General features: G+C 72.4%; 15 protein-coding genes. 7 read left to right on the top strand and 8 right to left on the bottom strand.

All coding sequences use genetic code 11. From position 1 onward, the window contains the following. Position 1: 1 nt before the first annotated feature. The 3 genes from ACZ7G1_RS35520 to ACZ7G1_RS35530 all read right to left on the bottom strand — a co-directional run bounded on the left by ACZ7G1_RS35520 (position 2) and on the right by ACZ7G1_RS35530 (position 1,669). A complete protein-coding gene (locus tag ACZ7G1_RS35520; RefSeq protein WP_470878600.1) occupies positions 2–472 on the bottom strand; it encodes a MarR family winged helix-turn-helix transcriptional regulator in 471 nt (156 codons plus the stop codon). Positions 473–599: 127 nt separating this feature from the next. Further along, positions 600–839 (bottom strand): DUF397 domain-containing protein, encoded by a 240-nt coding sequence (locus ACZ7G1_RS35525; protein ID WP_470878602.1) that lies wholly within the window; start codon positions 837–839, stop codon positions 600–602. Further along, positions 836–1,669, bottom strand: a complete 834-nt coding sequence (locus ACZ7G1_RS35530; protein WP_470878604.1) for a helix-turn-helix domain-containing protein — start codon at positions 1,667–1,669, stop codon at positions 836–838. Before ACZ7G1_RS35530 ends, ACZ7G1_RS35525 begins: the two co-directional genes overlap by 4 nt. Positions 1,670–1,818: 149 nt before the next feature. Between ACZ7G1_RS35530 and ACZ7G1_RS35535 the strand changes: the two genes are divergently transcribed. Then, positions 1,819–2,253, top strand: coding sequence for an ATP-binding protein (locus ACZ7G1_RS35535; RefSeq protein WP_470878606.1), 435 nt, complete (start codon positions 1,819–1,821; stop codon positions 2,251–2,253). Between the two features lie 31 nt (positions 2,254–2,284). On the opposite strand, the gene ACZ7G1_RS35540 is transcribed toward ACZ7G1_RS35535, so the two are convergent. The 4 genes from ACZ7G1_RS35540 to ACZ7G1_RS35555 all read right to left on the bottom strand — a co-directional run bounded on the left by ACZ7G1_RS35540 (position 2,285) and on the right by ACZ7G1_RS35555 (position 6,739). Beyond that, on the bottom strand, positions 2,285–2,794 hold the full coding sequence (locus ACZ7G1_RS35540; RefSeq protein ID WP_470878608.1) for a hypothetical protein: 510 nt from the start codon (positions 2,792–2,794) through the stop codon (positions 2,285–2,287). Positions 2,795–2,816: 22 nt separating this feature from the next. Next, a complete protein-coding gene (locus ACZ7G1_RS35545; protein ID WP_470878701.1) occupies positions 2,817–3,887 on the bottom strand; it encodes a DNA polymerase III subunit beta family protein in 1,071 nt (356 codons plus the stop codon). A 114-nt stretch (positions 3,888–4,001) separates the two neighbouring features. Beyond that, the gene (gene fusA / locus ACZ7G1_RS35550; RefSeq protein WP_470878609.1) at positions 4,002–6,008 is read right to left on the bottom strand and encodes an elongation factor G; all 2,007 of its coding nucleotides are present in this window, start codon (positions 6,006–6,008) and stop codon (positions 4,002–4,004) included. 314 nt (positions 6,009–6,322) lie between these two features. Continuing rightward, the gene (locus tag ACZ7G1_RS35555) at positions 6,323–6,739 is read right to left on the bottom strand and encodes a VOC family protein (RefSeq protein ID WP_470878611.1); all 417 of its coding nucleotides are present in this window, start codon (positions 6,737–6,739) and stop codon (positions 6,323–6,325) included. A gap of 161 nt (positions 6,740–6,900) precedes the next feature. Here ACZ7G1_RS35555 and ACZ7G1_RS35560 point away from each other — a divergent pair, with 161 nt between their 5' ends. Beyond that, entirely contained in the window at positions 6,901–7,536 is a 636-nt protein-coding gene (locus ACZ7G1_RS35560) for a nucleoside/nucleotide kinase family protein (RefSeq protein ID WP_470878613.1), read from the top strand. A gap of 121 nt (positions 7,537–7,657) precedes the next feature. Beyond that, positions 7,658–8,023 (top strand): peptidoglycan-binding domain-containing protein, encoded by a 366-nt coding sequence (locus ACZ7G1_RS35565; RefSeq protein ID WP_470878615.1) that lies wholly within the window; start codon positions 7,658–7,660, stop codon positions 8,021–8,023. Between the two features lie 32 nt (positions 8,024–8,055). Here the strand turns inward: ACZ7G1_RS35565 and ACZ7G1_RS35570 are convergent, their stop codons facing one another. Further along, positions 8,056–8,793, bottom strand: coding sequence for a CTP synthase C-terminal region-related (seleno)protein (locus ACZ7G1_RS35570; protein ID WP_470878617.1), 738 nt, complete (start codon positions 8,791–8,793; stop codon positions 8,056–8,058). A gap of 96 nt (positions 8,794–8,889) precedes the next feature. Between ACZ7G1_RS35570 and ACZ7G1_RS35575 the strand changes: the two genes are divergently transcribed. From ACZ7G1_RS35575 to ACZ7G1_RS35590, 4 genes are all read left to right on the top strand, one after another. After that, positions 8,890–9,414, top strand: a complete 525-nt coding sequence (locus ACZ7G1_RS35575; protein ID WP_470878619.1) for a tetratricopeptide repeat protein — start codon at positions 8,890–8,892, stop codon at positions 9,412–9,414. A gap of 11 nt (positions 9,415–9,425) precedes the next feature. Beyond that, a complete protein-coding gene (locus ACZ7G1_RS35580; RefSeq protein WP_470878621.1) occupies positions 9,426–10,307 on the top strand; it encodes a LysR family transcriptional regulator in 882 nt (293 codons plus the stop codon). Positions 10,308–10,356: 49 nt separating this feature from the next. Further along, complete coding sequence (locus tag ACZ7G1_RS35585; protein WP_470878623.1) at positions 10,357–11,316, top strand: DUF1444 domain-containing protein; 960 nt, start codon at positions 10,357–10,359, stop codon at positions 11,314–11,316. Between the two features lie 77 nt (positions 11,317–11,393). Beyond that, positions 11,394–12,536, top strand: a complete 1,143-nt coding sequence (locus ACZ7G1_RS35590) for an aminopeptidase P family protein (RefSeq protein ID WP_470878625.1) — start codon at positions 11,394–11,396, stop codon at positions 12,534–12,536. Positions 12,537–12,547: the final 11 nt, after the last annotated feature.

Genomic DNA, 12,547 nt, shown 5'->3' on the forward strand with positions numbered 1-12,547 from the left:
GTCAGGCGAGCGCCCCGCCCGCGTTCTCGATCATGCGGCGCAGGACCTTCAGCGTGGTGACGTAGTCCGCGTCGTCGATGCCCTCGTGGAGCGCGGCGCGGATCGCGGGCGCGTTCCGCCTGAGGTCGAGCCGGGCCTGCTCGCCTTCCTCGGTGAGCCAGAGCCGCTCGTCGGCGTCCCGGGTCAGCCAACCGCGCTTCACCAGCACCGCCGCCTCCGCCACGAGGTCGTCCTCCGGGCGGATGTACGAGGCCATGGCCTCCCGCAGCTCGCCCGCCGTCCGCCCCTCACCGTCGGGCGAGAGGTCGTTCTCCGACAGGTTCCGCAACAGCCAGAACTGCGGCTGCGTGTAGCCCTTCGCGACCTGCTGCTCCCGCGTGTACGCGATGAGCGCCTCGTAGGCGAGACCGGTCCAGTACGCGGCGGGCTGTCCGGCGAGCTCGGCGTCGGTCATCTGGTGGTTGGTGGTCATGGGGGTCCCCTCCCGGTACTTGGTACTTGGTACTCAGTACTTCGGTCCCGACCTGCACGTCCGTGCAGGTCGTACGACGACCGTAAGACCTCAAGTCCGGTTGAGGGCAAGCCCGTGATCTTGCGCGTCAGCCCAGCCGCGAGACGAACTCCGTCCAGGTGGCGGGGGAGAGGGCGAGCTGGGGGCCGGTGGGGTTCTTGGAGTCGCGGACGTGGATGGTGGAGGGGCAGGTGGCGACCTCGACGCAGTTGTCGCCGCTGCCGCCGCTGTAGCTGGACTTGTGCCAGGAGAGGGCAACTTCTACGCAGTTGTCGCCGTCGCCGCCGCTGTAGCTGCTCTTGAACCAGGCCAGTTCCGTCGTGCTCATAGTGCTCCTCGGATCTCCCGCAACAGGCTCGCGGATGCTTCTACAGACAGAGCCTGTGCTCGCATCCTGGCATATCGCTGCTGGAGGATGCTGACCTCTTTGGTGTCGGAGATGAGCTGGGCTGTGCGCTGGCCCTCGCTGTACGCGTACCAGGCGTTTTCGTCGGTCTCCAAGAGACACAAGGGGCCGTCGAGACCCGCGTGGTGCCCGCGTGACTGCGGCATGATCTGGATGTCGATGTTGCGTCGCTCACCGACGGCGAGGATGTGGTCGATCTGCTCGCGCATGGCCTCGGGGGAGGCCACCTGGCGGCGTACGGCGTGCTCTTCGATGATGAAGCTGAAGATCGTCTCCGACCGCTCCGTGAGGATGCTCGCCCGCTCCATGCGCCGGGTCAGGTTCGACTCGATCTTGTCGTCGCCCATCGCCGGGATCTGCTCCTCGAACAGCGTCCGCGCGTACGCAGGCGTCTGCAGCAAGCCCGGGACAAGCCGGTTCTCGTACGTGTACAGCGTCACTGCCAGCGGCTCCAGCTCCGCCCACCCCTCGAACCACTTCGCAAGGCCCGCCTTGCGTGTCAGCTGCCTGGCCGCCGCCCGGATCACCCCGAACGCGTCCAGTACCTCTTCCGCGCTGCTCACGAAGTCCTTCGACGGCAGGCGGCGCCCCTGTTCGATCGAGGCGACCATCGGGACCGAGTAGCCCACCAGCGGGGCGAACTGTTCCTGTGTCAGGCCGGCCCGTTTGCGGAAGGCCTTGACCACCTCCCCGAAACCCTTCAGGCTCTCCGACGTCTCGGGTTCGCTCCCCTTCGGAACCTCGTCCGTCACCCCGCCACCTCCCGTACCCGTGTGCTCGCGCTGAACGGATCCAGGTTCACTGATAGTCACCGGTACAGTCCAGAGTGTGAACTCGTACGCTGTGCAGCGTACGAGTTTCTGAGCTGGTAACTCCGCGGGGTCGGCGCCACATTGGCCCCATGACCTCCCCCGTTACCCGCGAACCCGCCGTAACCGTACGTGTGTTCACGCAGCGTTTCAGCTCGACGCCACGCGGAGCCCGGCTGGCCCGGCGACTGGCGTTGCATCAGCTGGACCGCTGGAGCGTTCCGTACGGCTCCGAGATCTCCGACACGACGGCGCTCCTGGTGGCGGAGCTGGCGGCGAATGCCGTGACCCATGGCCGGGTGCCCGGGCGGGACTTCGAGCTGACGCTCTCGTACACGCCCGGGCTGCGGGTGAGGGTCGACGTGTCCGATACGAGGGGGGAGCGGCGCCCGGCCTCGCCGGCCGTGCCCGGGGTCCTCGACGAGGGCGGGCGCGGCCTGCTCCTCGTGGAGGCGCTGGCGTCGCGGTGGGAGGTGCTCGACCGGGTGGCGGTGGGGAAGACCGTGCGGGCCGAGCTGGACCTCTAGGTGGAGGAGGCCACGGGAGCGTTCCTGTGCGTCACGCGACGGAACCAGGCGCGGAGGCTCGCCGTGACCGGTCCCGCCTGACGATGGCTTCGGCGACCTCTTGGATGGCGCCGCGAAGAAGGTCGCCGTAGGAATTCCGCGGAAGGCTGGGAGCGTGCGATGCGGCTGCGTCGATGTGCTCGGTGGCAGCTTCGAAGGAGCCCAGCCGACGGTAGTTGTCGGCGAGGTTGAGGTGCAGGGAGGGGTAGAAGCCGGCGATGTGGAGGCCGGCGTGGTGCTCCTGGACGCGCTGCTCGGTCACGGCATCGGCAGCGTCCAGGGCCCGGATGTCCCAGGCGAGGGCCTGGGCAGGGTCGTCGTAGAGATCTGCCAGGTAGTGGGCGAGAGAGCAGCGGTGCAGGGGGTCACCGGTGACGCCGATCGTGGACCACAGGCCCAGGAGTTTCCGGCGGGCGGAAGCGGTGTCACCGGCTTGGCCCTCGGCGACGGCGTGGCCTATTGCTTCCATGGTCGGGTCGGGGCCGGCGGGCGCGGTGGTCATGATGTGTTCCTCGTCGTCTTCCTCAGGCGGAATGGTCGGACTTGATGGGCATGGCCAGGGTGGTGAGATCGCCGCGGTCGGCGGAGCGGATCGTGACGGGCTGGTCGTGGCCTCGTAGGTCGAGCAGTACGTCGGGGCCGATCGCGGTGCTCACGGCGGGATAGAGCGTGGTCAGCTCGAACCGGATCCGCAGGGACGGGCCCGTCGTGGTGGCGGGAAGGTGGATGCCGGGGTGTTCGGCGTCCGCTGACGTGAGGTTCACCGCATGGTCGGTGATGTGCAGTGTGACGCGCCCGCCGGGTTGTTCTTCCAGGGCTCGCAGGAGCAGGTCCTTCGAGACGGTCGCACGAGAGGTGACTTCGCTCAGTGAGGCGAGCATCAGCCGGTAGTCGGGGAACTCCTCGGGCAGCAATCTGCAGTACTGGTCCTCGTGGTCGGCCGCACGGAACCAGATCCCGTTCGAGACGGCCTCCAGTCGCACCAGCGGACTGCGGCGGATGTCGGTGAGCGCAGATCGCAGCTCGCCGCCGTTCACCGTGCCGGCCCACGTCTGCCTCGGCGCTTCAGCCGGCACCAGCGTTCTGGTGGAGAGCCGGTACCGGTCCGTCGCGGTCAAGGTGACCGCCTCGTGGTTCGCCTCGATGCGCAGTCCGGCGAGTGCCGACATCCCGCGCTCGTGCGCGGCCGCGGTCAGAACCTGCTCGACTGCGGCCGCCAGCACGGGCCCCTTCACCGCCGTGATCGGAAGACCTGGCGCCTTGCCGAGCGCGGACTTGATGACAGCCGCCTTCCGCTGCGCGGCCGCCGCCTCCCCGACGACCTTCGCGACATGCTCATCGAGCAGCCGGGAAGCCTCGTCAGCCCCGGAACCGAGCACAGCCTCGACCGTGGCCAGGGGCATGGCGAGCTCGCGGAGCTGACGCAACCTGGTCCCCCGGGCCACCTGGGCAGTGCTGTAGTAGCGGTAGCCCGAGACCGGGTCGACTTCGGCAGGGGGCAGCAGCCCGGAGTCGGCATAGAACCGCAACGCGCTGGAGGTCAGACCACTGCGTTGGGCGAAGGCCCCGATCGGCATCAGCTCGTCATTCGGCACCACCGCATCATCGAGCTTCAACCAACCTGAAGGTCAACACCGACGAGCGGCGACGCCAACCTCAAGGCCGGCGACGTCTGCCGCCGGCCTTGAGCTCCTAAGGGCCTCGTGGCCCTACGGGGCCGGGGCGTAACCCGCCGGGTGGGTGGTGAACGTGCCACGGCCCTGGGTGCGGCCGCGGAGGCGGGACGCGTAGCCGAAGAGTTCGGCGAGGGGGACGGTGGCGGTCACCATCGCCGTACCGGAACGGGTCGTGGAGTCCGTGACCCGGCCGCGGCGGGACGCGAGGTCGCCGAGGACGGTGCCGACGGAGTCGGCGGGGACGGTGACGGTGACGTCGGCGACGGGTTCCAGGAGGGTCATGGTGCTCGCGCGGAGGGCTTCGCGGAGGGCGAAGCGGCCCGCCGTGCGGAACGCCATCTCGGAGGAGTCCTTCGGGTGGGTGGCGCCGTCGGTGAGGGTGACGCGGACGCCGGTGACCGGGTGGCCGCCGAGGGGGCCCTCAAGGAGGGCGTCGCGGCAGCCGGCCTCGACCGCGCGGACGTACTCCTGGGGGACGCGGCCGCCGGTGACGGTGGACGTGAACACGAACTCCTCTCCTTCCTCGGTGGGTGTGACGTCGATGACGACATGGGCGAACTGGCCCGAGCCGCCGTCCTGTTTGACGTGGCGGTACAGCAGACCGGTGATGCCCTTCGTCACCGTCTCGCGGTAGGCGACCTGGGGGCGGCCGACGGTCACCTCAAGGCCCCGGTCGCGGCGGAGCTTCTCGACCGCCACCTCCAGGTGCAGTTCGCCGAGGCCGGACAGGACGGTCTGGCCGGTCTCCGGGTCGGAGCGCACGACGAGGGAGGGGTCCTCCTCGGAGAGGCGGGCGAGGGCCGTCGCGAGGCGGCCCGTGTCGGTGCTGCGGCGGGCCTCGACGGCGACCGAGACGACCGGGTCGGCCGTCGAGGGGGGTTCGAGGACGACGGGGGCGTCGGGGGCGCACAGGGTGGCGCCGGCGCGGGCGGACTTGGGGCCGATGACGGCGACGATGTCGCCGGCGCGGGCCGTGTCGACCTCGGTGGCGCGGTCGGCCTGGACGCGGAGGACACGGGCGACGCGCTCGGTGCGGCCGGCGGTGGTGTCGAGCACGGTGTCTCCCTTCGTGAGCGTGCCCGCGTAGACGCGGAGGTAGGTCATGCGGCCGGTGGGGGTGGCGCTCACCTTGAAGGCGAGCGCGGTGAACGGCGCCGTCGGGTCGGCCGGGACCTCACCGCGTACCGGCGGCATGTCCGACGGGGCGGGGAGGTAGGCGACGACGGCGTCGAGCAGCGGCTCGATGCCGCGGTTGCGGTACGCCGAGCCGCAGAGCACGACGACGGCGTCGCCGGAGAGGGTGAGGTCGCGGAGAGCGGCCCGGAGCGTGCCCTCGGACAGTTCGGACAGGTCGCAGAACTCTTCCAGGGCGCCCGGATGCAGCTCCGCCACCGTCTCCTCCAGGTGTCGCCTGCGGCGCCGGGCCTCGTCCCGGAGGTCGTCAGGGACCGGCACGTCCGCGTAGGTGTCGGCGCCGTCGGCCCACACGTACGCGCGCATGCGGACCAGGTCCACGACGCCGGTGAAGCCGTCCTCGCGGCCGATGGGCAGCTGCACGGGGAGCGGGACGGTGCCGAGGCGGGTACGGATCGACTCGACGGCGCCGTCGAGCTCCGCGCCCGCGCGGTCCAGCTTGTTGACGAACGCGAGGCGCGGGACGCCGTGCCGGTCGGCCTGGCGCCACACCGTCTCGCTCTGCGGCTCGACGCCCGCGACGGCGTCGAAGACGGCGACGGCGCCGTCGAGGACGCGCAGCGAGCGCTCGACCTCGTCGGAGAAGTCGACGTGCCCCGGTGTGTCGATCAGGTTGATCCGGTGGCCCGCCCAGTCGCAGCTGACGGCCGCCGCGAAGATCGTGATGCCCCGGTCGCGCTCCTGCGGGTCGAAGTCCGTGACGGTCGTGCCGTCGTGGACCTCGCCGCGCTTGTGGACGGCGCCGGTGAGGAAGAGGACCCGCTCGGTGACGGTGGTCTTGCCCGCGTCGACGTGGGCGAGGATGCCGAGGTTGCGGATGACGGGCGTGGTGGTGTTCGTACGCACGGTGTCGTGCCTTTCGCTGCTGCGTGGAGAACGGGGCAGCGCGATTCCCTGACGGACCCCCTCGGGGTCAGGACGTCACGGGTCGGCGATGGCGGGCGCGCAGCCGCCACCGGCCGGTGCGAGAGGCGAGGATCACGTCGAAGCGGCGGGAACGGGGAGCGGACAGGTGGCGACGCACGGTCCTGCTCCCCTCGGTCGGCGTGACGGCACGGCCCACCGGTCGGTGCGCCGTGCCGCGAGTGTAGGGAGCGGCGCCGCGCGGGCGACACCGAATTACCGAGCCCGGGCTGGGTCGGCCCCGTCCGGGCCGGGTCCTACGCGGCGGCTTCGTTGGGCTGGAGGAGGTCCCAGCGGTTTCCGTACAGGTCCTCGAAGACGGCGACGGAGCCGTAGGGCTCGTGGCGGGGTTCCTCAAGGAACTTCACGCCGGCGGCCGTCATGCGGTCGTGGTCGCCGGCGAAGTCCTCGGTGTGGAGGAAGAAGGCGACGCGGTCGCCCGTCTGGTTGCCGACCGAGGCGGCCTCGGCGTCGTTCTTGGCGCGGGCCAGGAGCAGGCCCGCGTTGCCGATGCCGCCGACACCGGCGGCGTTGCGCGGCCGGACGACGACCCAGCGGTTGCCGTTGCCCCGGTCGGTGTCCTCGACGAGGTCGAAGCCGAGGGCGTCGGTGTAGAAGGCGATGGCCTCGTCGTATTCACGGACGACCAGGGTCACGAGTGCGATGGACGGCATTAACCCAACGTAATACGCGGAACCGGCAGGATCTATGCGAGTCGACCCGCGTCGCACCCCATCGGACCCTCGCCGCATCGAGGGTCGCACCGAGGGTCGGGGGAGGGGTGCGGGGAAGGGGTGGCCCCGGGGCCCCGCCGCCGTGGGCGCCCGGTGCGACAATGCCCCGCATGGACGCAGAGGGGTTCGACCGGCTGGTGGCTCGCGCGCGGGCCCTCGCCGAGCCCGGCGGGCGCCGGGTCCTGGGTCTCGCCGGAGCGCCCGGAGCCGGGAAGTCCACCCTCGCCGCGCGCCTGGTCGCCCGGCTCGACGGGCTCGCCGTGCTGGTGCCCATGGACGGGTTCCATCTGGCGCGGGCGGAGCTGGAGCGGCTCGGCAGGGCGGACCGGAAGGGCGCGCCCGACACCTTCGACGCGGCAGGCTACACCGCGCTCCTGGCCCGCCTCCGTACCCCCGTCCCCGGCACCACCGTCTACGCCCCCGCCTTCGACCGTGGCCTGGAGGAGCCCGTCGCCGGGTCGATCGCGGTGGACCCCGACGTGCCGCTGGTCGTCACCGAGGGCAACTACCTGCTCCACGACGAGGGGCCCTGGGCCGGCGTCCTGCCGCTGCTCGACGAGGCCTGGTACCTGGACCTGGACGCGGCCCGCCGGGTCCCCCGGCTCGTCGAGCGCCACGTCCGCTTCGGCAAGGACCGGGACCGTGCCGAGCGCTGGGTCCACGAGTCCGACGAGGCCAACGCGCGCCTGGTCGAGCGCGGCCGGGGCCGGGCGGACCTGGTCGTGCCGATGGCGTAGCGGGAACCTTCGCGGAGGGCGTCCCGGGACGTCCCGTCCCGCATCCGGGACGGCGGAGGGCCGTGCGGCGGCAAGGGGCCGTGGAACACTTCCGTCGACATCCCGTCAGGAAAGGTTCCACGTGATCAAGAAGCTCGCCATCGCCGCCGCCGGTACCGCCCTGCTCGCCGGCGTGGGTCTGTCGACCGCCACGTCCGCCGTCGCGGCGACCAGTCCCATGAACTGCGGGATGTGGTCCACCTCGGAGCCGATGCTGGAGTACGGCGACCGGGGCGCCGCGGTCCAGGCCCTGCAGTGCGAGCTGAACACCTCCATGAGCAACACGCACCTCACCGTGGACGGCATCTTCGGGCAGGCGACCTACAACGCCGTGATCCGCTTCCAGGGCAGCGGCTGTGGCAACACCGGCGTCGACGGCATCGTCGGCCCCAAGACCTGGGCCGCGCTGAACTTCTGGAGCAACTACGGCGGCGGGTACGCCTGCTGATCCCCTGCTGATCCACGGGTCGCGCGCGGCGGCTAGGCCGCCGCGTGCTTCGCCGCCGCCACCGCCAGCGCCCGGACCAGCGGGTGCGGGCGGGTGCCGTCGCCCGCGAGCTCCGGCTGGAAGAGGGTGGCGAGGAAGAAGGGGTGCGAGGGCAGCTCCGCGATGCGGAGGCCGCCCTCGTCGTCGGCGCCCGTGAAGCGCAGGCCGTGGGCGCGGAGGGTGTCGAGGTGGCGGCTGTCGGGGCCGTACTCGCAGTGGTAGCGCTCGGTCGTCCGCTCGGCGCCGAGGGCCCGCTCGGCGAGGGAACCGGGGGTGACCCGTACGGGACCCTCGTGGCCCACCAGGGAGCAGGCGAGCGGGGCGAGGAGGAGGTCCTCGGGGTCGGCGGCGGGGTCGTTCTCGGCGTGCGCCGCCCGCTCAAGGCCGCAGACGTTCCTGGCGAACTCCAGCAGGGCGTGCTGGAAGCCGGCGCAGGTGCCGAGGAAGGGGATGCCGTCCTCGCGGGCCGTGCGGATCGCGGCGAGCGCGCCCGCCTCGCTCGCGTACGGGCTGCCCGGCAGCACCCACACCGCGTCGAAGCCCTTCACCGCGCCGGGCGCCTCCGCGTCGCCGGTCGGGATCCAGTACGCGTCGAGGGCGAGGCCGTCGCGCTCGGCGAGGGCGTCGAGCAGGACGGGTACGCGGACGTGCGACCTGACGTGCGGGGAGCGGTCGCCGACCAGGGCGATCCGGGGGGTGTGGGCGGGGCGGGGAAGCGTGTTCGTCGTCATGCCGTCCATGCTGGGCGGCGGCCCTGGTTCACGTCCAACGATGATTCCTGCACTCGCCATCACGAACGCTTATGTCCGGCTGGATAGGCTGGGCCCATGACGAACGATCAGACATGGGAGCGCCGCGTCGCCGCGCTCTGGGAGCGGCTCGACGACCACGACCCCGCCGAGTTCCGGGCGCTGGTCGCCGAGCTCGCCGCCGAACGGTCCGAGGACGACGCCGCCGCCCTGTTCGAGCAGGGCGCCGCCCACGACTCCACCGGCCTGCCCGAGGAAGCCGTCGTCCTGTACCAGCGGGCGCTCGACCGGGGCCTCACCGGACTGCGCAGGCGCCGGGCCGTCATCCAGCTCGCCAGCAGCCTGCGGAACCTCGGCAGGCCCGACCGAAGCGTCGAACTCCTCACCGCCGAGCGGGACATCCCCGCCGACCGGCTCGACGCCGACGAGGCAGCGCTCGCCGGGGCCGTCGACGCCTTCCTCGCCCTCGCCCTCGCCGACACCGGACGCGACCGCGAAGCCGCCTCCCTCGCGCTCGGCGCCCTCGCCCCGCTGCTCCCGCGCTACAACCGCTCCCTCGCCCACTACGCGCGCGCCCTGCTCACCGCACCCGACGGGTCCTGAGCCGCCCCCGCATGGACCCCCACCTGCTGCGCACCTACGTCACCGTCGCCCGGCTCGCCTCCTTCTCCGAGGCGGCCCGCACGCTCGGCTACACCCAGTCGGCCGTCTCCCAGCACGTCGCCGCCCTGGAACACGACCTCGGGCTTCCGCTGCTCACCCGGCGGCCCGTCGCGCCCACCCCGGCCGGCGAGCGGCTCCTCGAACACGCCGGGGCGCTGCTGCTCCGCCTCGACGCGGCCCGCGCCGACCTCGACCGGTTCGCGGCGGCGCCCCGCGCGACCCTGAGCGTCGCCGCCTCGCCGCTCGCCCTGCACGCCCGTACCCTCGCCGCGCTGCCCGCCACCGGCGTCACCCTGCGCGGAATGCCCCGCGAGCGGGTGCCCGAGGCCGTCGCCACCGGCGAGGCCGACGCCGGTCTCGTCGACGGGATCGCCGCGCCCAGCGACCCGCTGCGGCTCCCCGACATCGCGCCGCTCGCCGCGACCGGGGTCGCCGAGGAGCAGGTCGCCGTGGTCCTGCCCGACCACCACCCGCTCGCCGGGCGCACCGGGCTCCGCCTCGACGACCTCGTCGACGCCCGCTGGCTCGACGCGCCCGCCGCGGGCATCCCCCTCGACCGGCTGCGGGCCGTCCACGGCGGACCGGCCGGCCGGGGCTTCCGTACCGCCCTGCGCTACGAGGGCACCGACACCCGCACCCTCGCGGCCCTCGCCGCGGCGGGCCACGGTCTTGCGCTGCTGCCGCTCCCGGTGGCCCGCGGAGTCCCGGGCGCCACGGCCGTCCCGCTGGTCGCGCCGAGGCTCGTGCACCGCACCGAACTCCTCCTTCCGGCGGGGACGCACCGCGAAGCGGACGGACCCGTGGCCGAGTTCACCCGACGGCTCAAGAGCTGACACCCGCAGTCGCTACCCTGTGCGCAACGGCGACGGAAGGCGGACAGGCGTGGGGTGGCTGCGACGAGGACCCAGGCGGGACGGCGACGACGCACCGAGGGACCCCGAGTTCGCGTACTTCTCCCAGCGCGAGGCGGCGGTCTTCCGCGGCCGGGTCCGCGAGACCTTCGCCGAGCTCGGCCTCGAGGTCACCGTCTACGCCGACCACGTCGTCGACGACAAGGGCCGCCGGTTCGGGCTCGGGAACCTCGCCGCCGTCTGCCACCAGGACCGGCGCGGCCCGCGCGTCTGGCCCGGCATGATCCACCGGCACATCGGGCTCGTCGTCCGCGCCATGGACGGCCCCTCCGCCCTCGACACCCTGCCGCCGGAGCAGATCCGCGCCCAGCTCTACCCCCGGGTCGTCAGCGGCGACGGCATCGACGCCGCCGCCTTCGGCTACGCCAGGACCGTCGCCCCCGGGCTCTACGAGATCCTCGCGCTCGACCTGCCGGAGAGCGTCATGATGCTCACCGACGAGGCCCTCGAACGGCTCGGCGACCACGCCCGGCTCCGCGACCGCGCCCTGCGGAACCTGCGCGAGCTGCCCGTCGAGGAGCACGAGACCGTCCGCGACGCCGACGGCATGTGCTTCGAGATCATCCTCGGCGACTCCTTCTACACCGCGAGCCGCGTCCTCGACCTCGACGGCGTCGTCCGGCGCGTCACCGGGGTGCCGCTCGGCGAGCACGGCGCCCTCGTCGCCCTGCCCTTCCGGCACCAGCTCGCCTTCCACCCCATCCGCGACACCTCGATCATCCCGGCCCTCGGCGCCATGGCCTCCTTCGCCGCCGCCGGGTACGAGGACGTGCCCGGCGCCATCAGCCCGTACGTCTTCTGGTGGCGCGACGGCACCCTCACCCAGCTCAGCGAGCACGACGAGGAGAAGGGCGACCTGCGGATCGTCGTCGGCGACGACTTCCAGGAACTCCTGGAGCGGCTCATCGCACAGGGCCCCGACCGCCGCTGATCCCGGTCGCGGCCCGCCCCGGCGCCCGGCAGGATGCTGTACGACGCACCGGACGAGGACGCCGAGGAGAAGCAGCCATGCCCAGCAGCCAGGCCACCGACGAGGTCGTGCCCTTCACCGCGGACGACTACCGGGCGCGGATGGCCCGCGCCGCCGAGTCCGCCGCCGACGCCGGACTCGCCGGCGTCCTCGTCGCCCCCGGACCCGACCTGGTCTACCTCACCGGATACCAGCCGACCGCGATCACCGAGCGGCTCACCGTCCTCGTCCTCGCCGCCGGACAGGACCCCGTGCTCGTCGTCCCCACCCTGGAGGCGCCCGACGCGGAGAAGGCCACCGGGGCCGCCGCGCTCACCCTGCGGGACTGGACCGACGGCAAGGACCCCTACGCCGTCACCTCCCCGCTCCTCGACGTCGACGGCCGCTTCGGCGTCAGCGACAACGCCTGGGCCATGCACCTCCTCGGCCTGCAGAAGGCCCTGCCCGGCACCTCGTACGTCTCCCTCACCGAGGCCCTGCCGATGCTCAGGGGCGTCAAGGACGCCCACGAACTTGCGCGGATCGCCGCCGCCGGCGCCGCCGCCGACCAGGCGTACGGCGAGATCCTCAAGGTCCGCTTCGCCGGCCGCAAGGAGACCGACGTCGCCGCCGACCTCGCCCGGCTGCTCATGGAGTTCGGCCACTCCCAGGTCGACTTCACCGTCGTCGGCTCGGGCCCCAACGGCGCCAACCCGCACCACGAGGCCGGCGACCGGACCATCGAGCGCGGCGACATGGTCGTCCTCGACTTCGGCGGCCTCAAGCACGGTTACGGCTCCGACACCACCCGTACCGTCCACGTCGGCGAACCCACCGACGAGGAGCGGCGCGTCCACGACCTCGTCCGCGAGGCCCAGCAGGCCGGGTTCGAGGCCGTGAAGCCCGGCGTCGCCTGCCAGGACGTCGACCGCGCCGCCCGCAAGGTCATCACCGACGCCGGCTACGGCGAGTACTTCATCCACCGCACCGGCCACGGCATCGGCGTCACCACCCACGAACCGCCCTACATGATCGAGGGCGAGGAGCTGCCGATCGTCCCCGGCATGTGCTTCTCCATCGAACCGGGCGTCTACCTCCCCGGCCGCTTCGGCGTCCGCATCGAGGACATCGTGACGGCCACGGAGGACGGCGCGGGGCGGCGCTTCAACAACACCCCGCACGAGATGGCCATCGTCGAGTAGACGACCGCCGC

Source organism: Streptomyces sp. NPDC037273 (assembly GCF_055603625.1).

Coding starts and splice junctions, on each gene's coding strand:
- ACZ7G1_RS35520 (WP_470878600.1), bottom strand. CDS start 472: ATGACCACCAACCACCAGATGACCGACGCCGAGCTCGCCGGACAGCCC.
- ACZ7G1_RS35525 (WP_470878602.1), bottom strand. CDS start 839: ATGAGCACGACGGAACTGGCCTGGTTCAAGAGCAGCTACAGCGGCGGC.
- ACZ7G1_RS35535 (WP_470878606.1), top strand. CDS start 1,819: ATGACCTCCCCCGTTACCCGCGAACCCGCCGTAACCGTACGTGTGTTC.
- ACZ7G1_RS35540 (WP_470878608.1), bottom strand. CDS start 2,794: ATGACCACCGCGCCCGCCGGCCCCGACCCGACCATGGAAGCAATAGGC.
- ACZ7G1_RS35555 (WP_470878611.1), bottom strand. CDS start 6,739: ATGCCGTCCATCGCACTCGTGACCCTGGTCGTCCGTGAATACGACGAG.
- ACZ7G1_RS35560 (WP_470878613.1), top strand. CDS start 6,901: ATGCCCCGCATGGACGCAGAGGGGTTCGACCGGCTGGTGGCTCGCGCG.
- ACZ7G1_RS35570 (WP_470878617.1), bottom strand. CDS start 8,793: ATGACGACGAACACGCTTCCCCGCCCCGCCCACACCCCCCGGATCGCC.
- ACZ7G1_RS35575 (WP_470878619.1), top strand. CDS start 8,890: ATGACGAACGATCAGACATGGGAGCGCCGCGTCGCCGCGCTCTGGGAG.
- ACZ7G1_RS35580 (WP_470878621.1), top strand. CDS start 9,426: ATGGACCCCCACCTGCTGCGCACCTACGTCACCGTCGCCCGGCTCGCC.
- ACZ7G1_RS35590 (WP_470878625.1), top strand. CDS start 11,394: ATGCCCAGCAGCCAGGCCACCGACGAGGTCGTGCCCTTCACCGCGGAC.